This window comes from Devosia psychrophila (genome assembly GCF_000971275.1).
GTDB classification, from domain to species: domain Bacteria; phylum Pseudomonadota; class Alphaproteobacteria; order Rhizobiales; family Devosiaceae; genus Devosia; species Devosia psychrophila.
Genome location: NZ_LAPV01000011.1, coordinates 38,639 through 56,455, shown reverse-complemented (window position 1 = coordinate 56,455; position 17,817 = coordinate 38,639). Strand labels below are relative to the sequence as shown.

Sequence of the window (17,817 nt, the reverse complement as noted above, 5' to 3'; positions counted from 1 at the left end):
GGCCGCAGGAAAATTCGCTCCGGTGGAGCGAATTTAGGTGAGAAGGCCATGAGGCCTATGGCGGAATGGCACGAAGCCGCAGGACGAATCGCTCCATTGGATCAGCTATGGGCCAAGCGCTGTTTGATGGTAGCTCCACTCCCGCCATCACCCCACCCTCAATCCCTCCGCATCGAGGGGAGGGAGGCGCCAGCGCGACCGTCGATGTTCATCGTCTCCCTCCCCTTGTGGAGAGGGATCAAGGGCGGGGATCAATTTGGGCATTGAGTTGCAAATAAAATGACCACCTCTTCCGTCATTCGCCGCGGCACGCCGGCTTTCCTCCGCGCCAACGTCGCCTTCTTCCTCTCCGCCTTCGCGATCTTCGCCTCGCTCTATTCCGTCCAGCCCCTGCTACCGATCTTTGCCGCCGAATTCGGCCTCGACGCCGGCACCAGTTCCCTGTCGCTCTCGGTCACCACCGCTACCCTTGCCGTCGCTTTGCTGTTCGCTAGCTTGGTCGCCGACCGCCTCGGCCGCAAGACACTGATGGTCTGGGCCATCCTGCTAACAGCGGCCCTCGGCCTGTTACTGCCCTTGGCGCCCAACTGGTACGCGCTGCTCGCCATCCGCACGCTGATGGGCCTGACCTTGTCGGGACTTCCGGCCGTCGCTATGGTCTACCTGGCAGAAGAAATGGACCCGGACGCGCTCGGCTTTTCCATGGGTCTCTACATCGGCGGCACCGCCATAGGCGGCATGGCCGGACGATTGCTCTCCGGCGTGCTGGCCGACTGGATCGGCTGGCGGCCAGCCCTCTTGGTGCTCGGCGTGGCAATCGCCGCAGCAGCGATCGCCGTAGTCCTGCTCCTCCCAACGCCGCACAATTCCGCTCGCACCCGCCTCGGCCTGCGCGATCTCGCCCGCCTGATTCGCCTCCAGTTCAATGATGCCGGCCTGCCTTGGCTATTTGCCTCCGCTTTCCTGCTGATGGGCAGCTTCGTCACGCTCTACAACTACGCCGGCTTCCGCCTGGCGCTGCCGCCCTTCAACCTCAGCCACTCGGCCATCGCCGCCATTTTCGTGGTCTATCTGCTCGGCAGCATCAGTTCCACATGGGCAGGCGGTCTCGCCCAGCGCCTCGGTCGCCGAAAGGTCTACTGGATACTCGTGCTGACAATGACCATCGGCGTTTTCTTGACGCTGATCCCCTCGACGCCCATCATCATCGCCGGCCTCGCTATTGCCACCATCGGCTACTTCGCCGCCCACGGCATTGCCAGCGCCTGGGTCGCCCGCCGCGCTTTGGTCGGCCGCGCTCAGGCCTCCGCCATATACCTATTCGCCTACTATCTCGGCTCGTCCGTGCTCGGCACACTCGGTGGTTACGCCTGGGTGGCCTGGGGCTGGAACGGCGTCATGCTGGTCAGCGGCGGTGCCGCCATCGCGGCCCTGCTGGTAGCCTTCCGCATGGTCCAACTGCCACCCCTGCCAGTCCCCGAACTTCCGCCCGAGCCTCCGACTGCAGTTTAGCTCCGACGCAAAGCTGGCAATGCCCGCGCCATGGCGAGGAACGCCTCGATGGGCAGGTCTTCCGCCCGTTCGTCGCCCTTGAGCCCAGCCGCGGCCAACAGGCCCTCCACCGGCACGCCCGCCGCCTTCAGGCTCTGCCGCACCATCTTGCGACGCTGTCCAAATGCCGAGCGGGTGATCAGCTCGAGATTTTTCACCGTCACATCATCACCCACCGGCTTGGGTGTGAGATGCACCACGGCCGAGGTGACATTGGGCGGCGGCACGAAAGCCTGCCGACCCACATTGAAGGCTATCCGCGCCTCGCTGCGCCAGCCGGCCAGCACGCCGAGCCGTCCATAGGGGTCTTCGCTCGGCTTGGCGCAGATGCGCTCGGCCACTTCGCGCTGGAACATCAGCGTCAGGCTCTCGAAAAAGTTCGGCCACGGGTCCATGGTCAGCCAGCCGGTCAACAGCGGCGTGGCGATATTATAGGGCAGGTTGGCGATGATGCGCGTCGGCCCATCCGCCAGCAGGCGATAATCGATCTCCATCGCATCGCCGGCAATCACTGTCAGCCGGCCGGGATAAGCCTCGGATATCTGGGCCAGTGCGGGCAGGGCACGCGGGTCGCGCTCGATGGCAATAACGTCGCGTGCGCCCTCAGCTAGCAGCGCCCGGGTTAATCCACCCGGGCCTGGGCCAACCTCGATGACACGGATGCCTTCGAGCGGTCCGGCAACGCGGGCGATGCGTGACGTCAAGTTGAGATCGAGCAGGAAGTTTTGTCCCAGCTCCTTCTTGGCGCGCAGGCCATGCTCCGCGATCACCTCGCGCAGCGGGGGCAGGTTGTCGATCTGGGTCATTGGTTCGCTGTCATTGCGTCGGCCATTCTGATGGCCGCGAGGAAGCTGGCGTAGGATGCGCGTCCGGTGCCGGCGAGGTCGAACGCCGTGCCATGATCCGGCGAAGTCCGAACGATAGGCAGGCCCAGCGTTACATTCACCGCCTCTTCGAACGCCACCGTCTTGATCGGGATCAGCGCCTGGTCGTGATACATCGCCACGACCGCATCATAACGCGCCCAGTGGGCCGGGTAAAACAGCGTATCGGCGGGCAGGGGGCCTTCGACGCCAATGCCCTCGAATTGCAATTGCGCCACCGCAGGTCCGACGATTTCGAGATCCTCGCGCCCGATCGCGCCGCCTTCACCCGCATGCGGGTTCAGCCCGGCCACGCCGATCTGCGGATTGGCAATGCCGAAGCGCTGCTTGAGGTCATGCGCCAACACTTTGATAGTATCGACGATGAGCTGCTTGGTCAAAAGGTCAGGCACGGCACGGATCGGCACATGGATGGTCACCGGCACCGCGCGCAGACCGCCATGCGCCAGCATCATGACCGGCAGCCGAGGCTTACCACCCATGGCGCATAGTTCGGCCAGGAATTCGGTATGGCCAGGATGCCTGAAGCCGGCATTGTAGAGTGCCGCCTTGTGGATTGGCCCGGTTACCAGCCCGCGGCACTCGCCAGTCATGGTCGCCTCGACGGCGGCTTCGATAGACCGGATCACCGCAGCGGCGGAAAGCGGTGAGGTCTGGCCGGGATTGTCAGGCACCAGTCCCTCGACATGAGAGACGGGCAGTGCGGTAGCAAAAGCAGCATTGGTACCGGGAGCGCCAACCGTCGCGATCTCTATATCAAGTCCCAGCCGCGCGGCCCGGGCCTTGAGAAGGTCGGCATGGCCGAAGACGCAGAATTCGGGAAGATCGAGCTCGACCCGTTTCGCATACAGTGCCAGGATGAGATCAGGCCCCACACCAGCGGGTTCGCCCATGCTGATGGCCAGCGGTTTGTCCATCTCGGCCCCCGTCGCAGACGAAAAAGAGCCCGCCAGCGGCGGACCCGTCCAAGTTAGTTAAAGATGATCTTGGCGTTCTTGCGCAGCTCGGCCATATAGGTTTCCGACTGGCCGCCCAAGGCAGTGTTGCCGGCTTCGGCCCGCAGGTCGCCCTTGATGAAGGTCAGGTCTTCCGCCTGGGTTTTTTCGCAGACCGCCAGCATCGACAGGCCGGTTTCCACCGCGCGCGGCTTGGTGATGCCGCCAACATTAAGGCCCGCCAGTTCCTTGGCGATGGCTTCCGGCATCTGTGTGGCATGGCGGCGACCCACATCGATCACCGCGGCATCGGTATAGCCGAGCGACAGATCGACGGCTGTGTCGCAGCCCGAGAACTTGGAGCGGTAGCTGTTGGCCTGGCCTGAACGGCCAGCGCTGCCGACGAAGATCACTTCTTTAAGAATGTAATCGAAGCCCTGATAGACCTGCACCTTGGCGGCGGCCTCCTGGTCCAGCGACAGCTCGGAGATCTGAACCTGCGGCATGATGGCCTGCTCGGTGACGGCATTCCAGGCGATGGCTGCACGCAAGCGGTCCTTCAGCGTATCCATGCCTACGCCGCCCTGCTGCAACATGCTGACCAGCTTGTCCTGGCTGACCTTCATGTTGCGAGCGATCTGCAGCAGCGCCTCGTCGACCTGCGCATTGGAGACGGTGATGCCGATACGCTTGGCTTCGCCGAGCTGAATAGCTTCCGTGACCAGTTGGTCCAACGCGCCCTTGCTGCCACCGCGATTGCCTTCGAGGGCAAACAGCTTCTGGCGCTGGGCGACCTGGAGGTCGGTGATGATCGTCCCGTTGACTGTCGCGCGGACATTCTGCGCCATCGCCGGCACGGCAGCGCCCATCAGCAGCATTGCGCCCACGAGAATGGCGCTGGCAGTGCGCCCCCAGAAATTCTTGGCCATCATTGTTCCGCCTCACGTCAAACCACCCGCACTCAATGCGGCGGGAATAGAGCGCTGTCAATTGCCCCATGATTGAGGCCAAAATCCGATATCAAGGTAAGGTGGGCAGAGCGGTTGAGCCAGTATAGCCCAGATTAAGCCCCGCCGGCGCCTTCAGGCGGAAGCTAGCCGTCAAGTTTGTAGCATTGGGTGTCGTGTGGGTCGGGCCATTGCGGGTAGCGCCCGCGCCGATCAGTAGATAGCCATCGTCATAGACAACCCCGCCGCCGACCTGCAGGAAGCTACCGGCGCTCAAGTCCCAGGCGGCACTGGAATTCACCGACCAGTATTCGGTTACCGGAACTGTCAATGTCCCGCCGATCTCATGCTGGTCCTTGATCACGCCCGCTGCCCGATTTGCCGCGATATAGCTGTAGTCGAGCGAAGCGCCGTAGCGATCCTTGGAATATGCCGCTGTCAACGAACCGCGCGAAATCCGCGGATTGGTAGTGTCGATCTGCAGCTTGCCACCGGCAGTAATGCCCTGCGTGAGCCCGGCATAGGCGCCCAGCACCGCGTAGGAAGCCGACGTGTCGAGCCCCGATCCGACGCCGACTTGCGTGTGGTCCGACCCCGCAAATGCATTGCTGCCTGCCAGCTGAAAGGATTGTCCGGCGATCAATTCGAGGAAGCTGCCTTCAAGGAAGTTGGCTTGGTAGCGACCGCCCACATTGGCGCGCAACCCCGTCTCCTGGCGGGCGCTGCCCGAGAAGCGGTTGTAGCTGAACAGGTTTGTGTCATCGAACACGAAGCTCTGCGCGTCATCATTGGTGATGCCGACTGCACTGGTATTGGATCCGCGATAGACTAGTTGTCCGATCGGCTCGATCAAATGCACGGTCGAGCCGTCGCTTGCGGCCATCGGGAAACGCACATCCATGGCGGCGATCGGCGTCGCGCTCCACAGCGTGGTCGCGCCGGGTAGGATCGGGCTGGTCCCATCGTAATAGGCAAGATCGGCACGACCGCCCAGATACGGGGTGGCAACAAAACCGCCAGCGCCGATCCACTGCGTCTGCCATCCGGCCTGCAGGCTCGCATGCTGCTTGTTGCCGGCATAACCAAACACATAGGGTACGCCATTGGACGTCGTCTTCGAATCGAATTCGCGCCGCACGCCAAGCAGCTTGCCGGCAATCTCGACCCGGCCATTGCCTGGCCCCAGGTCCTCGACATGATTGAATTGCACCACAGGCACGGTTTGCGCCTGTTGGCCTTGATCAGCGGCGGTGTAGTTGCCGATCTGGTTGAACTGCTGCACGCGAGCATCGAAATAGGTGTCGTCGGTCAGGTGCGTCGCATAGACCTGATTGGTCGTAGATTTGCCCACTGCCAGACGATAATCCACCAGATATGCAGCGTCCGTGAAGGCCGTATAGCTCCAACCGACGGTCCAATCCTTGATCGGCTTGAATTCACCCGAGGTCTGGATCGCGCCACGCCAGTCGCGCTGCGCTTCCGTAAAGGTGAACGCCGCTTTGTCCCACTGGTACAGGCCGGATGCCTTGATCTGGAACGAGCCGGCATCGAACCGCTGCAGCACTTCCGCCCCGAGCAGAAAACCCTGCCGCGTCATGAATGTCGGCGTCAGGATGACGTCGGTCCAACGGCTCGAATAGGCATAATACGGCACTTCCAGGCGATGCCCGGTTTGTTCGCTGTAATCATAGTTGGGCATACGCAAGCTGCCCAGGGTCGAAGCACCGGTGTCCGGCAGCCACAAATAAGGCAACCAGGCGACCGGAATACCGAGCAGCGACAACGTAGGCTGCTCCAGCGTGATCGATCCATCCTCGCCATTCTTGATGACGCGGGACGTCTGGACCGACCAGCCAATGCGTTGCCCCGCACCGTCAACGCACTCGCCACAAGGCGCGTAATTGGCGCGCTCCAGCACGGTCAGCAGTTCATCGTCGTAGTCGACACTGTCGGCGGTGATCCGGGAGCCATCATAGGCTGTGATGGTCAGCGCATTCATGAAGGCCTGCTTCATGCCGCCGGTCACTTCTAGATCGTCCATCTCGGCCAAATTGCCTGAAGGATCGAGCACCGTAACCTCGCCGACGAACTTCAGCTCGCCGCTAACGCGGTTATAAACCAGGCTTTGTCCAGCCATCGTATAGCCGCCCTGGCGTAGCACCACCGATCCGGTGGCCGTGATGACGTTCGCGACGCTGTCGAATGTCAGCGTGTCCGCATCGACAGCCGTCGGCGCCGCCGGGTCGATTGATGCATTGAAAAAATCCGCTGGAATGAGACCTTGCGCAAAGGCACTCGGCGTCAGGGTAAGCGCCAGCAACGCACTGGCCAGAGCCAGGCGACGTACCCACTTACTCGTATTCGCACCGTACTTCACGCGCGCCCGTCTTCCTTGTGCAGCAGCACCGTCACGCCAATGACAATTGCTACAAACGCCGGTCCGATCGACGCGAAGGTGGGGTCGAGAACGCCGGTCGACCCGGCACGGTCGGCCATCTCGGTAATCACAAACACGACGAAGCCCAGTACAATCCCGTAAAGGACCGCCGGACCATAATTAGAGCCTCTTCGATAACCTGCGGTAAACGCAAAAGCAATGAACAGCGAGCCGGTCAGCACCAGCGGCAAAGCCAGCAGTTTGATCAGCCGCATGGTTGCCGCCGTCCTAATGCCCGGGTCGGCTACCCCGGCCTGTAACAGGCTCGCCAGCTCGAAAAAGGTCATGTCTTCGGTGGATGACAGCTTGAGGCCGAGTTCTTCCGCTGTCGAACTGGTCGGCAGGCTATAATTGAACAATGTCCGCGCCGGCCTGTCTGGCGTGCGCACTATGGCCGTCGAAAACACCCAGTGTCCGCTCTCGAGAATCGCCTCGGGAGCTTCCAGCCGGGCCTCTTCGCTCTCGCCGAGTTGAAACACGGTGACCTGACCCAAGGCTGTGCCGCCCTGCTGCATGCCGGTCGCCATCATCACATAGTGAAAATCACCGCTGCGCTGTTCGAGCCAGATTTCACCTGCCGGTGTCAGCATTGACGCTTGGCCGGGCGGGGTCGGGCTGAGCTGCCGGTTGATCTGCGTGCTGATGGTTTCAAGGCCCAGCGATGTGGCGAGGCTCAGCAGCCCCAGCACGATCACCGGCGCCCTCACCGTCCGCCATATCGAAATGCCGCTGGCCTGGATCACCGTCAGTTCGTGCCGTGCTTTCAAGTCGATGAAGCCTAGAATGGCGCCCATCAGCACCGTCACCGGCAGGGTCTTGATGGTCCATTTGACCGCGCTCATCGCCACCATGACCAATGCCATGTGAAAACCATGGCCCTCGGCGACATAGTTGAACCGCCACGTGTCGAGCGACTCCACCAGCGCAATCAGACCGTAAAATACCAACACGGTGACCGCGATGCGGCTGCCCACGTGGTTGAGAACTACCCAGTCGATCCGGCTCATGGCCGCACCGCCAGCGGATACCGTCGCGGCCACACGCGCGCGGCCAAGGCGACCACCGCGACAATGATCAGCAGCAATGCCCCCGTCGCCGTGCCCAGCGGGCTATAGGCGCTGATGCCGCGCTCGCCAAAGGCGATCAGCAGTACCACCGCTTCCATGGGCACATTAAAGCGCGTGCGCCTGCCGCTGGGGAAGCCCATGATGGCCAGCATCATGATAGCCATGCCGACCACGCGCAGCCCTTCCGCCATGCGGTTGGCGACCAATATCAGCATGCCCTGGTTCCAGTCGCCGCTGGCCAGGGCCTCGCGCACCAGCGTAATCGTGTCTTTCTCCAGCATTGGATCGGTGGCACCGATCGACTGCGACAACTGGTCTACGCTGACGTCATAGCGCGCGAAAGAAATCTCGGAAAACCGCCCGTTGGCCTGGGTGTATTGCAGCTTGCCGTTGCGCAGCTCAAGCACGTAGTCGTCGCCATTGGCGGAGACGCGCGCGGTCTCTGCAATATAGGTCTGCCGGGTTTCCGGGTCGCGCCGGTCGTCGGCAAAAAACTCGCGGATTTCCCCGTCGCCCTCGCGCCCGCCAATCAGCAATATTACCCCGGGCGTTATTTGGGTGAACCGCCCGGGGCGAAGCGTCGAGCTAACCAGGTCCGCAGCCACGCTGGCATTGAGCAAGTTGAGTCGGCGATTTGCGGCAGGCTCGATAAAATTGGACAGCAGCAGCACCGCGATCACCCCGACGCCGGTCACCACGGCAGTCGCATTCCACAGCGATGGCAAGCCGTGGCTGGTATGGATGATGTGCAATTCGCGATTTTCCTGCAGCGCCTGCAGGGCGCGCGTCAGGCCAATGCCGATGCAGATATAGAAGAACGAAATGGCCAGCGGCGGCATGGTCAGCAACGCCTGCGCGCCCAGCACCAGTATGCTCTGCCCCTTGACCGAAATCACATCGAACGAGCGCAGGCAGTTGATCATCCACAATAGGAAGCAGACCACGCCGAACAGGATCAGCGCGTCGGTTACGAACAGCCGAGCCAGATAGGCGGTCAATCTCTTCATGCGATGCAAAACGTCTCCGGAACGGGCGGACCTTGGTGTAATTCGCCCGGGCATTCAAGCAATCAGCCTTCTGTGCACGGATTTGTCCGCGCCCTGTTGCGGGATTGACGCGGCGGGCAAAGACCTCAATGTAAAGTACTCATACTGAACAATCCTTGGTTGTGTGGGGAGTTGGGTCAGAGTGTGGCGAACGGTCGGGTTTTCCGCTCGCCATGAGCTTACTTCCCTGCAACCGCTACCAAGGCCTTCCATGCCCCAGTCCATCACCATCCGTACCGCGCCGCTCGGCGCCGTTTCCGCCACCACGACGATCATCTATGCAACCGAGGACAGCCCGCCTGCAGGCGCCGCCGCGACTGCCTGGTCTGCCACGGGTCTGGTCTGGGCCGAGACCGCTGCCGCTGGTGGCTTCAAGGGCAAGCAGGGCCATGCGCTGGACATATTGGGGGCAGGGGGCAAGCGCCTCATCGTGCTCGGCAGCGGCAAGGCGAGTGATGAGGCCCCGCTCAATGGCTGGACCGATCGTGGCGGCTCGCTGCTGGCCAAGATTTCCGCCAGCCGCGCCGAAAAAGTCGCGGTCATCCTCGATGAAGCCGCCGCCACGCCAGCTGCCATTGCCGAACTCGCCGCCGGCCTTCGCCTGCGCCACTACCGCTTCGACAAATACAAGACCGCAAAGGCCGACGACGCCGCCGCCGCGCTGGAAATCACCCTCCACGTTGCCGACATAGAGGCCGCCGGTGCCGCTATCGCCGATCGCAACGCCACAGTCGATGGCACGCTGCTGGCCCGCGACCTGATCAACGAGCCGGCCAATCTGCTCGGCCCAGTCGAATTCGCCGCCCGCGCTGCCGAACTCTCCAAGCTCGGGGTCGATGTCGAAGTCCTTGAGCCCGAGGCGCTCGAAAAGCTCGGCATGGGCTCGCTGCTCTGCGTCGCCCAGGGCTCCGATCGCCCGGCGCGCCTCGTCGTCATGCAGTGGCGCGGTGGCAAAGCTGATACGGCCCCGCTGGCCTTTGTTGGCAAGGGCGTGGTCTTCGATACCGGCGGTATTTCCATCAAGCCCGCCGCTTCCATGGAAGACATGAAGGGCGATATGGGTGGAGCGGCTGCGGTCACCGGACTGATGCTTGCACTTGCCAGCCGCAAGGCGCCCGTCAATGTCGTCGGCGTTATCGGGCTGGTAGAAAACATGCCGTCGGGCAACGCAGTGCGCCCCGGCGATATCGTCAAGGCGATGAGCGGCACCACCATCGAGGTCATCAACACCGATGCCGAAGGCCGCCTCGTGCTGGCCGATGCGCTTTGGTACACGCAGGACCGCTTCAAGCCGCGCTTCATGATCAACCTGGCGACGCTCACCGGCGCCATCGTCGTGGCACTCGGCCATGAGCATGCGGGCCTGTTCTCCAACAATGACGAGCTGTCGATCCAACTGCTGAATGCCGGCCTCAATGCCAACGAGAAGCTCTGGCGCATGCCGTTGGCTCCGGCCTACGACAAGATGATCGAATCCAAGTTCGCCGACATCCGCAATTCGGTCGGCCGTCCGGCTGGCTCGATCACCGCCGCCCAGTTCCTGCAGCGTTTCGTCAACAACGTCCCTTGGGCCCATCTCGACATCGCCGGCACCGCTTTTGGGGCAGGGACCTCGGAGATCAACACCTCCTGGGCGCCCGGCTTCGGCGTCGCCCTGCTGGACCGCCTGGTCCGTGACTATTACCAAGGCTAAAGGAGCAACCATGCGCCTGAACCACGTCAATCTTGCCGTCACAGATGTTGAACCTGCCAAGAGTTTCCTGATGACGTATTTCGGTCTTCGAGACCTGGGTGGCGGAAACAAGAACATGGCCTTCTTGCAGGACGACGAGGGTCTGGTTCTCTCCATGTTCAAGGGCAAGGACATCGCCTATCCCGCAACCTTCCACATTGGGTTTATTCAGGCGTCCGAAGCGGCAGTTGACGACATCAACGCGCGTATGAAGGCCGACGGCATCGACGTCGCTGCACCGGAACGCTCCCACGGGTGGACTTTCTATGTCAGGGCTCCTGGCGGCTTCCTTGTCGAAGTGTTGTGCTGATGCCAGATATCCTTTTCTACCATCTCGAACCCCGGCCGCTCGAAGCTGTCATTCCGCAATTGCTGGAAAAGACCCTTGAGCGCGGCTGGCGCGCCGTGGTGGAAGTTGGTTCGACCGAGCGGGCTGACGCGCTGGATGCCCATCTCTGGACTTTCCGCGACGACAGCTTCCTGCCACATGGCCTCGCCGGTGATGCCAGCAGCGATGCCCACCAACCCATCTTGATCACCACGGGCACCGACAACCCCAACCAGGCGGCTTGCCGCTTCTTCGTCGATCGCGCCGTGCCGCAATCGGCGGAGGGCTACGAACGCATCGTCTACATGTTTTCCGGCCACGATCCCGACGCCGTCGCCGAAGCGCGCGTCGCATGGAAGGCGCTCAAGGGTAACAATGTGCTAACCTATTGGCAGCAGGAACCCGGCGGTCGGTGGGTCAAGAAGGCATGACGACCGAACTCGCAACGCCCAGCCGGCATACAATGCCCGAAGACCTGTTCGCCATCCTGATCGGGACCATGCTTGTGTCGTTCGGCGTCGTACTCTACGCCGAAGCGACGCTGACCACCGGCAGTACCGCCGGCCTTGCCCTGCTGCTGCAATATGGAACCGGCGTTCCCTTCGGCTGGCTGTTCTTCGCCATCAACTTGCCCTTCTATGCTCTGGCCCTGCTGCGCATGGGCTGGCCCTTTGCCATCAAAACCTTCATCGGCGTCGGCCTGGTGTCCTACTTCACGGCGCACATTCCCGGCTGGATGGACATTTCCAGCATTCACCCGCTGTTCGCGGCATTGCTTGGCGGCGGGCTGATCGGCCTGGGCATTCTGTCGCTGGCTCGACACAAGGCCAGCGTCGGCGGCATCAACATTCTGGCGCTGTATCTGCAGGAGAATTTCGGCATTCGCGCCGGCTACTTCCAGCTTGGTGTTGACGCCGTGATCCTCGCCGCGGCCTTTTTCGTGCTGCCGCTGGATCGTGTGCTTTACTCGATCCTCGGCGCCCTGGTGCTCAACATGATCATCGCCACCAACCACAAGCCCGGCCGCTACGTCGGCTTCAGTTAGCCTGCGAAGTGGCGTGTCAACGCCGCGTCACCTGCCTACCCGCGGACTTGGTCTGCGGGTCACATTCAACACGGCATGAGTGGTGAACGCCCTCGGATCACTGCCCGATTGGGCGCGGCGGGCGGCTCGGCTTGATGCCGCCCGGTCTATTCTTCATTCTATTCTTCAAGTGTATGGCCAAGAATATCGACCAGATAAAGCTGGAACATGTCCGAGGCCAGTTCATAGCAATAGGTGATCTCGCCCTCGCTGGGGCTGTAATAGGCATTGGCCTCGCCGCATAGCGTAGCCTTGAAGGTCACAGGGCCGGGCAGCACGTAGCGGCTCGTCACCAGGGCCGCAGCGCGTTCCAGCACCTCGCGCTGCTTGAGCATTTCGGCAAAGGAATCGTAGTCGCCCGCGTCCTCGTAGACCACGCTGATTTCTGCGCCCTGCTCCTCGGCTACAGCATGCGGTTCGAGCAGGGAGGTCCACGACGAAAATGCCTGGGCATAGGTATAGGCGCAGCCATCCACCCGATCCTGGTCAAGATCATAGGCCTCCGCGGTCTGCGCGAAGGCTTCGGGGTCCTTGCCCACCATCAGGCAGACCATGGCATAGGCGCGCTGAATATCGAGGCTATGCTCGTCATAATATGAAAAGTCCTCGACGCCCGACCCGGTAGATTTCACGGCATTGAAATACCAGCCGTCCGAGGCGTCCACGAGCGCATTATAGCTGTCGTCGTCCTCGTCGTCGGTCAGCAACATGATCGTCGCCAGCGCATCCGCCGCGTCTTCTTCCTTGCCCAACACCGGAATGCCCAGCTCGCCGACCAGCATGTGGCCGATCTCGTGATACAGCGTGAACGTCGCGTCATGCATGGCGAAATCGACGGCGGCGACCAGATCCTTGTCGGGGATGTCATCCTGGGCAACGACAAGGGAGGCGGGCGCCATGGCGAAGGCCAGGGCGGCTAGAATGAGTGACGAAACGCGCAAGATAATCTCCAGAGACGGCGGCCCCTCGCCGCAGCACTTATCTAATCACACAAACATCATGGCTTAGTTGTTTTTTTGTTTGCCGCCCGGCGCCGGCATAGCCGTCTGCTCCAGGTTATTGGAGTACAGATCCATATAGTCCTGCATCAGTTCATAGCAAAAGATGACCTCGACGGTGTCCGGGTCATAGAAAGCATTTGCCTCGCCGCAGCGCTTGGCATTGAACCGGACTGTCTCGCTCAGGCGATAACGGGTCCGTAGCTCCTCGGCTACCTGGTCGAACACGCCGCTGGCCTTGAACGCATCTGCCGCCACTTTCAGCTGTCCGCTCACATTGTGATAGGTCACGACGACCTCTGTACCGCGGTGCTTCTTGCCGACGCCGCGGTTGGCCAGCAGGCCATCCAGAGAGCGGTCGATCATGTCATAGTCCAGTTGGCAGCTTTTCTGCCGGTCGCTATCCAGCCGGTATTCATTGGCCACCGGCCGGAACGCAGTCGCATCCATGCCGATCATCAGGCAGACGATCTGATAGGCGCGCTGCTTGTCGAGGCTATGGGCGGCCGCATAGTCGCCCTCCGTGCCACCGCTATTGTAGGCAATGCCGGACAGGATCCAGCCGCGCGCCGCGTCCTTCAGCGCCTGGTCGGCTTTTGGCGTGCCCTGGCGCAGCAGCGTCCACGTCGCCACATTGTCGGCGGCATCCTCCTCGCGCCCCAGCACAGGCAGTTCCAGTTTGTGGAACAGCAGGTGCCCGACCTCGTGATAGAGCACGAACAGGCTGTTATTATAGGCAAACCGCCGCTGCTCGGCCCGCTGATGCTTGGTGAGTTCCTGCGCCTGCACAGCGCCGGCCAACAGAGACAGGCCAATCGCCGCGATCAAAACCAGCTTCTTCAACAACGACATCGCGCGCCTTCGGCCGATCTTCGTGGCGCCCATGAGAATGACAAGCCGCGGCCCGTGTCAATCGGCGGAATTGCGATCTTGGTTAGCGCCGGGTGCCCAGTCCGGAGCGGCCAGTTCAAAGCCCAAAAAGCGGAAGCCGGGCGCTACCGTGCAGCCCACCAGCGTCCAGGCACCGGTGCTGACCGCCGATTGCCAGACCCGGCGCGGCACCATGATCTGGGGGCGCTGCCCGACGATGAGGTCATTGCCCAGCATGTGCAAATCGACGGTCTGGCCGTCGGAGATCGAAAGCTTCAGCGCCGCGCCCGCATACCAGTGCCACACTTCGACGGCATCGACGCGATGCCAGTGCGAAACATCACCCGCCTGCAGCAGGTAATAAATGGCCGTCGACCAAGCGCGGTCATCGACCTTGTCCTCATCCTTGAACGACTGCACATACCAGCCGCTCTCGGGATGCCGCTGCATCCGGAGCGCCGCAACGACGTCCTCGGCGCTCAGCTCGCTCATGCTTTTTCCGCGGCTTCCAGCTCGGCACTCAGCGCCAGCCACTGCTCTTCCTGCTTCTCGAGATCCGCAGTGAAACGTGCCTTGTCCTTGCCCAGCGTGATCATCCGGTCAGGCGCACCATTATATACCTTGGGATCGTCGAGCTGCGCATCGACCTTGCCGATCTCGGTCTTGAGCCGCGCGATCTTGGCCTCGGCGTCCTTGATGTTGGCCTTCAACGGGGCGACCTCCGCTCGCTTGGCCGCAGCTTCATGCTTGCTCAGCTTGTTGCCACCCTTGCCGCCACCGCCGCCCTTGCCCTCCTTGTTGGAGGTAATGCTGCGCTGGTAGCTGTCTAAGTCTTCGTCCAGCACGCGTATGCCACCGCCTTCGGCGATCCACAGCGTGTCACAGGTCGCTTCGATCAAATGGCGATCATGGCTGATGATCAGCACGGCGCCCTCATAATCGTTGAGCGCATGCACCAGCGCATCGCGACTGTCGATATCGAGATGGTTGGTCGGCTCGTCAAGGATCATCATTCCTGGGCCGCTGAAGGTAATCAGGCCCATCAGCAGGCGGGCGCGCTCGCCGCCCGACAGGTTCTTGGCCAGCGTATCCATCCGCGACTTGGTCAGGCCCATCTGGCTCAGTCGCGAGCGGCGCTTGGCTTCGCTATCGGTCGGCATCATATCGACCACATGCTCGAACGGGGTCCATTCAGGCTTGAGCTTGTCCATCTGGTGCTGCGCAAAATGCGCGATTTCCAGCTTCTTGCCCTTGCGCAACGTGCCGCTCATCGGCTCGATATCGCCTGCCAAAAGCTTGGCAAAGGTCGACTTGCCATTGCCGTTGACGCCGATCAGCGCAATGCGATCTTCGGGGTCGATGCGCATGTTGATGTTGCGCAAGATGGTCCGGTCGCCATAGCCGGCCGACACGCTGTCCAGCGAAAGCATCGGCGTCGCCGCCTCGGCCTTGGGCTGCTGGAAGGTGAACGGCGCCGAATATTCGTCGAACATCGCTGCAGGCGGCCGCAGCTTCTCGATCATTTTCATGCGCGACTGCGCCTGCTTGGCTTTGCTGGCCTTGGCCTTGAAGCGATCGACGAACTTCTGCAAATGCGCGACCTGGTCAAGTGCCTTGTCGCGGCCCTTGTTGTTCAGCTCCATCTGCATCCGACGCGTGTTTTCGAACGTGTCGTAATTACCCTTGTAAAAGGTGAATTTCTTATGTTCGAGATGGATTATCGAGCTGACCGACTTGTTCAGCAGGTCGCGATCATGGCTGATCATGAACACTGTGTAGGGATAGGTGGCGAGATACTTCTCCAGCCACAGCGTGCCTTCCAGATCGAGATAGTTGGTCGGCTCGTCGAGCAGCAGCAGGTCGGGCTGGCTGAACAGCACGCCCGCCAGCGCCACGCGCATGCGCCAGCCGCCCGACAGTTCATGGGTCGGCGAATTCTGCCGGTCCTGCTCGAAGCCGAGGCCCTTCAGAATGGACGAAGCACGCGCTTCGGCCGAATAGGCGTCGATATCGGACAGCCGCGTATAGATATCGCTGATCCGGTTCGGGTCTTCGGCGGTCTCGGCTTCGGCCAAAAGCGCGGTGCGCTCCTTGTCGGCGGCCAGCACCACGTCCAGCACGCTCTCGTTGCCAGCCGGCGCTTCCTGCGCCACCGCGCCGATACGTGCTTTCTTGTTGAGGTCGAACGACCCTGAATCCAGCGAGATATGCCCCTGGATCAGGTGGAACAGCGTGGTCTTGCCCGTGCCGTTCTTACCGACGAAGCCGGTCTTGGAGCCGGTCGGCAGCACCACGGACGCATCCTCGAACAGCTCCCGGCCCTGGATGCGATAGGTGAGATTGTTGATGGTCAGCATGGTGCGGCAATCTGTGGAGAGGGCAGGACCGCATGGCAATGGCGCCACCACGGCAAGACGCCCGAAAAAGGCTTTGCCGTTCGATAGTGTCAACGGCCCCGCATGGCAACCGTCCCATGCTGCATAGGTGCCTCTTTGTCGCGCTAGCATAATTGTCCCGGCGCACGATTTCGACTGTCCGGAACGCAAAGGATGATGACTTGACCCTCGCGACCTCTGGCGTGCCACTTGCCAGACCGCGCAGCTTCCCCACCCTTCGGGGCCGCTGAAATCAGCGTCGGGTAGGCTGGCATCATGGCGGTCGACGATGACTTTCTAGTGTCGCGTTAGCGCCCTGGAAAAAACTAGTCCTGGTACCATTGCTATTTTTCGTCCGATATTCAAAGTGTCGAAGCATCGGCATTTTGGAGGGTAATAAATGCGTCTGATTGTTCTTTCTGCAGGTTTGATACTGGCAATAACCGCAGCTGCCACGGCACAGGATATCGGAGGCACCTACGGTGTCACCGGTACCAATCTCGATGGGTCGCAATATACCGGCACTGCCGAGATCACCGGGCTCAGCGAAACCACCTGTGCCATCGAATGGACCACTGGCAAAATCACGTCGAGTGGCATCTGCATGCGCGACGGCATTGCGTTTGCTGCAGCACATTTCCAGGGCGACAATCTTGGCCTGCTGATCTATGAAATCTTAGAGGACGGCTCGATGATTGGCTCTTGGACCGTTGCGGGTCAAGATGGCGCCGGCACCGAGACGCTGACCCCACAATAGCGGTCATCACTGCGGACTTAACCAGTATGGTGCGCGCCGCCTTGCTACGGTGCGCACAGTCTTGTCTCCGTCGCAGTTCGCCGCTACAAGGCGCCACCTTTCCAACAGACCCATTCAAGGATCGACCCTCATGGCGCTCGAACGCACTTTCTCCATCATCAAGCCCGATGCCGTCCGTCGTAACCTCATCGGCAAGATCGTCACCAAGTTCGAGGAAGCCGGTCTGACCGTGATCGCCCTCAAGAAGATCCAGATGACGCGCGCCCAGGCCGAAGGCTTCTACGCGGTCCACAAGGAACGCCCGTTCTTCGGCGAACTGGTCGAGCAGATGATCGCTTCGCCCGTCGTGCTGCAGGTTCTGGAAGGCGAAGGCGCCATCCTCAAGAACCGTGAAGTCATGGGCGCGACCAACCCGGCAAACGCGGTAGAAGGCACCATCCGCAAGGAATTCGCTCTCTCGATCGGCGAAAACTCGGTCCACGGTTCGGACGCTCCCGAAACCGCTGCCGAAGAGATCAAGTATTTCTTTTCCGACGACGAGCTCGTTGGCTAATGCCTGAAATTTACGTCTATGCAGTGGAGGGTCGCACTTCCGAACAGAAGCGCGGCCTCATGAAGGACATCACGGATGCCGTGGTGAAGAATTTCGGCACCGATCCTGAAAATGTGACGGTGCAGATCATCGAGGCCCCCAAGGACAGCAAAGCCAAGGGCGGCATTCCTTTTAGCGAGCGTTAAGCCTCGCAATCTGCTAGATATGCGTGGAGGCCGCCTTCGGGGCGGCCTTTTCGTTCGTTTATGCTATG

18 protein-coding genes are annotated in these 17,817 nt (G+C 61.5%); 8 read left to right on the top strand and 10 right to left on the bottom strand.

Annotated features, from left to right (window positions below; genetic code table 11):
• Positions 1-279: 279 nt before the first annotated feature.
• Positions 280-1,512, top strand: coding sequence for an MFS transporter (locus tag WH91_RS01935; RefSeq protein ID WP_046169326.1), 1,233 nt, complete (start codon positions 280-282; stop codon positions 1,510-1,512).
• On the opposite strand, the gene rsmA is transcribed toward WH91_RS01935, so the two are convergent.
• The 6 genes from rsmA to WH91_RS01905 form a co-directional block, all read right to left on the bottom strand.
• A complete protein-coding gene (gene rsmA, locus WH91_RS01930) occupies positions 1,509-2,357 on the bottom strand; it encodes a 16S rRNA (adenine(1518)-N(6)/adenine(1519)-N(6))-dimethyltransferase RsmA (RefSeq protein WP_046169325.1) in 849 nt (282 codons plus the stop codon). The genes WH91_RS01935 and rsmA overlap by 4 nt on opposite strands.
• A complete protein-coding gene (gene pdxA / locus WH91_RS01925) occupies positions 2,354-3,352 on the bottom strand; it encodes a 4-hydroxythreonine-4-phosphate dehydrogenase PdxA (RefSeq protein ID WP_046169324.1) in 999 nt (332 codons plus the stop codon). The genes rsmA and pdxA overlap by 4 nt, the downstream gene beginning before the upstream one ends.
• A gap of 53 nt (positions 3,353-3,405) precedes the next feature.
• Positions 3,406-4,299, bottom strand: a complete 894-nt coding sequence (locus WH91_RS01920) for a SurA N-terminal domain-containing protein (RefSeq protein WP_158409501.1) — start codon at positions 4,297-4,299, stop codon at positions 3,406-3,408.
• A 91-nt stretch (positions 4,300-4,390) separates the two neighbouring features.
• A complete protein-coding gene (locus WH91_RS01915; RefSeq protein ID WP_143078188.1) occupies positions 4,391-6,694 on the bottom strand; it encodes an LPS-assembly protein LptD in 2,304 nt (767 codons plus the stop codon).
• Entirely contained in the window at positions 6,691-7,761 is a 1,071-nt protein-coding gene (locus tag WH91_RS01910; RefSeq protein WP_046169321.1) for an LptF/LptG family permease, read from the bottom strand. Before WH91_RS01910 ends, WH91_RS01915 begins: the two co-directional genes overlap by 4 nt.
• The gene (locus WH91_RS01905) at positions 7,758-8,828 is read right to left on the bottom strand and encodes an LptF/LptG family permease (protein WP_046169320.1); all 1,071 of its coding nucleotides are present in this window, start codon (positions 8,826-8,828) and stop codon (positions 7,758-7,760) included. The genes WH91_RS01910 and WH91_RS01905 overlap by 4 nt, the downstream gene beginning before the upstream one ends.
• Before the next feature lie 250 nt (positions 8,829-9,078).
• On the opposite strand from WH91_RS01905, the gene WH91_RS01900 reads away from it, so the two are divergent.
• Genes WH91_RS01900 through WH91_RS01885 form a run of 4 tightly spaced genes read left to right on the top strand, consistent with a single transcriptional unit; the run spans position 9,079 to position 11,972 of the window.
• A complete protein-coding gene (locus WH91_RS01900; RefSeq protein ID WP_046169319.1) occupies positions 9,079-10,560 on the top strand; it encodes a leucyl aminopeptidase in 1,482 nt (493 codons plus the stop codon).
• Positions 10,541-10,909, top strand: a complete 369-nt coding sequence (locus WH91_RS01895; protein WP_199533485.1) for a VOC family protein — start codon at positions 10,541-10,543, stop codon at positions 10,907-10,909. Before WH91_RS01900 ends, WH91_RS01895 begins: the two co-directional genes overlap by 20 nt.
• Positions 10,909-11,358, top strand: coding sequence for a DNA polymerase III subunit chi (locus tag WH91_RS01890; RefSeq protein WP_046169317.1), 450 nt, complete (start codon positions 10,909-10,911; stop codon positions 11,356-11,358). The genes WH91_RS01895 and WH91_RS01890 overlap by 1 nt, the downstream gene beginning before the upstream one ends.
• Positions 11,355-11,972, top strand: coding sequence for a YitT family protein (locus WH91_RS01885; protein WP_046169316.1), 618 nt, complete (start codon positions 11,355-11,357; stop codon positions 11,970-11,972). The genes WH91_RS01890 and WH91_RS01885 overlap by 4 nt, the downstream gene beginning before the upstream one ends.
• 158 nt (positions 11,973-12,130) lie before the next feature.
• On the opposite strand, the gene WH91_RS01880 is transcribed toward WH91_RS01885, so the two are convergent.
• The 4 genes from WH91_RS01880 to WH91_RS01865 form a co-directional block, all read right to left on the bottom strand.
• Entirely contained in the window at positions 12,131-12,952 is an 822-nt protein-coding gene (locus WH91_RS01880; RefSeq protein ID WP_052952530.1) for a DUF4344 domain-containing metallopeptidase, read from the bottom strand.
• A 63-nt stretch (positions 12,953-13,015) separates the two neighbouring features.
• Positions 13,016-13,894 carry a DUF4344 domain-containing metallopeptidase gene (locus tag WH91_RS01875; RefSeq protein WP_046169315.1) on the bottom strand — a complete coding sequence of 293 codons (879 nt, stop codon included), beginning with the start codon at positions 13,892-13,894 and terminating at the stop codon, positions 13,016-13,018.
• 24 nt (positions 13,895-13,918) lie between these two features.
• On the bottom strand, positions 13,919-14,371 hold the full coding sequence (locus WH91_RS01870; RefSeq protein ID WP_046169314.1) for a cupin domain-containing protein: 453 nt from the start codon (positions 14,369-14,371) through the stop codon (positions 13,919-13,921).
• A complete protein-coding gene (locus tag WH91_RS01865; protein WP_046169313.1) occupies positions 14,368-16,236 on the bottom strand; it encodes an ABC-F family ATP-binding cassette domain-containing protein in 1,869 nt (622 codons plus the stop codon). The genes WH91_RS01870 and WH91_RS01865 overlap by 4 nt, the downstream gene beginning before the upstream one ends.
• 418 nt (positions 16,237-16,654) lie before the next feature.
• Between WH91_RS01865 and WH91_RS01860 the strand changes: the two genes are divergently transcribed.
• The 3 genes from WH91_RS01860 to WH91_RS01850 all read left to right on the top strand — a co-directional run bounded on the left by WH91_RS01860 (position 16,655) and on the right by WH91_RS01850 (position 17,749).
• Complete coding sequence (locus WH91_RS01860; protein WP_046169312.1) at positions 16,655-17,011, top strand: hypothetical protein; 357 nt, start codon at positions 16,655-16,657, stop codon at positions 17,009-17,011.
• Between the two features lie 130 nt (positions 17,012-17,141).
• Positions 17,142-17,564: a nucleoside-diphosphate kinase gene (ndk, locus tag WH91_RS01855; protein ID WP_046169311.1), complete on the top strand. Its 423-nt coding sequence runs from the start codon at positions 17,142-17,144 to the stop codon at positions 17,562-17,564.
• Positions 17,564-17,749 carry a tautomerase family protein gene (locus tag WH91_RS01850; RefSeq protein ID WP_046169310.1) on the top strand — a complete coding sequence of 62 codons (186 nt, stop codon included), beginning with the start codon at positions 17,564-17,566 and terminating at the stop codon, positions 17,747-17,749. The genes ndk and WH91_RS01850 overlap by 1 nt, the downstream gene beginning before the upstream one ends.
• The last annotated feature ends 68 nt before the right edge of the window (positions 17,750-17,817 follow it).

Bases quoted from the DNA above. Each gene is read 5' to 3' on its own strand.
- WH91_RS01875 (WP_046169315.1), bottom strand. From the start codon at position 13,894: ATGGGCGCCACGAAGATCGGCCGAAGGCGCGCGATGTCGTTGTTGAAG.
- rsmA (WP_046169325.1), bottom strand. From the start codon at position 2,357: ATGACCCAGATCGACAACCTGCCCCCGCTGCGCGAGGTGATCGCGGAG.
- ndk (WP_046169311.1), top strand. From the start codon at position 17,142: ATGGCGCTCGAACGCACTTTCTCCATCATCAAGCCCGATGCCGTCCGT.
- WH91_RS01910 (WP_046169321.1), bottom strand. From the start codon at position 7,761: ATGAGCCGGATCGACTGGGTAGTTCTCAACCACGTGGGCAGCCGCATC.
- WH91_RS01905 (WP_046169320.1), bottom strand. From the start codon at position 8,828: ATGAAGAGATTGACCGCCTATCTGGCTCGGCTGTTCGTAACCGACGCG.
- WH91_RS01870 (WP_046169314.1), bottom strand. From the start codon at position 14,371: ATGAGCGAGCTGAGCGCCGAGGACGTCGTTGCGGCGCTCCGGATGCAG.
- WH91_RS01900 (WP_046169319.1), top strand. From the start codon at position 9,079: ATGCCCCAGTCCATCACCATCCGTACCGCGCCGCTCGGCGCCGTTTCC.
- WH91_RS01860 (WP_046169312.1), top strand. From the start codon at position 16,655: ATGCGTCTGATTGTTCTTTCTGCAGGTTTGATACTGGCAATAACCGCA.
- WH91_RS01920 (WP_158409501.1), bottom strand. From the start codon at position 4,299: ATGGCCAAGAATTTCTGGGGGCGCACTGCCAGCGCCATTCTCGTGGGC.
- WH91_RS01850 (WP_046169310.1), top strand. From the start codon at position 17,564: ATGCCTGAAATTTACGTCTATGCAGTGGAGGGTCGCACTTCCGAACAG.
- WH91_RS01885 (WP_046169316.1), top strand. From the start codon at position 11,355: ATGACGACCGAACTCGCAACGCCCAGCCGGCATACAATGCCCGAAGAC.
- WH91_RS01865 (WP_046169313.1), bottom strand. From the start codon at position 16,236: ATGCTGACCATCAACAATCTCACCTATCGCATCCAGGGCCGGGAGCTG.
- pdxA (WP_046169324.1), bottom strand. From the start codon at position 3,352: ATGGACAAACCGCTGGCCATCAGCATGGGCGAACCCGCTGGTGTGGGG.
- WH91_RS01935 (WP_046169326.1), top strand. From the start codon at position 280: ATGACCACCTCTTCCGTCATTCGCCGCGGCACGCCGGCTTTCCTCCGC.
- WH91_RS01890 (WP_046169317.1), top strand. From the start codon at position 10,909: ATGCCAGATATCCTTTTCTACCATCTCGAACCCCGGCCGCTCGAAGCT.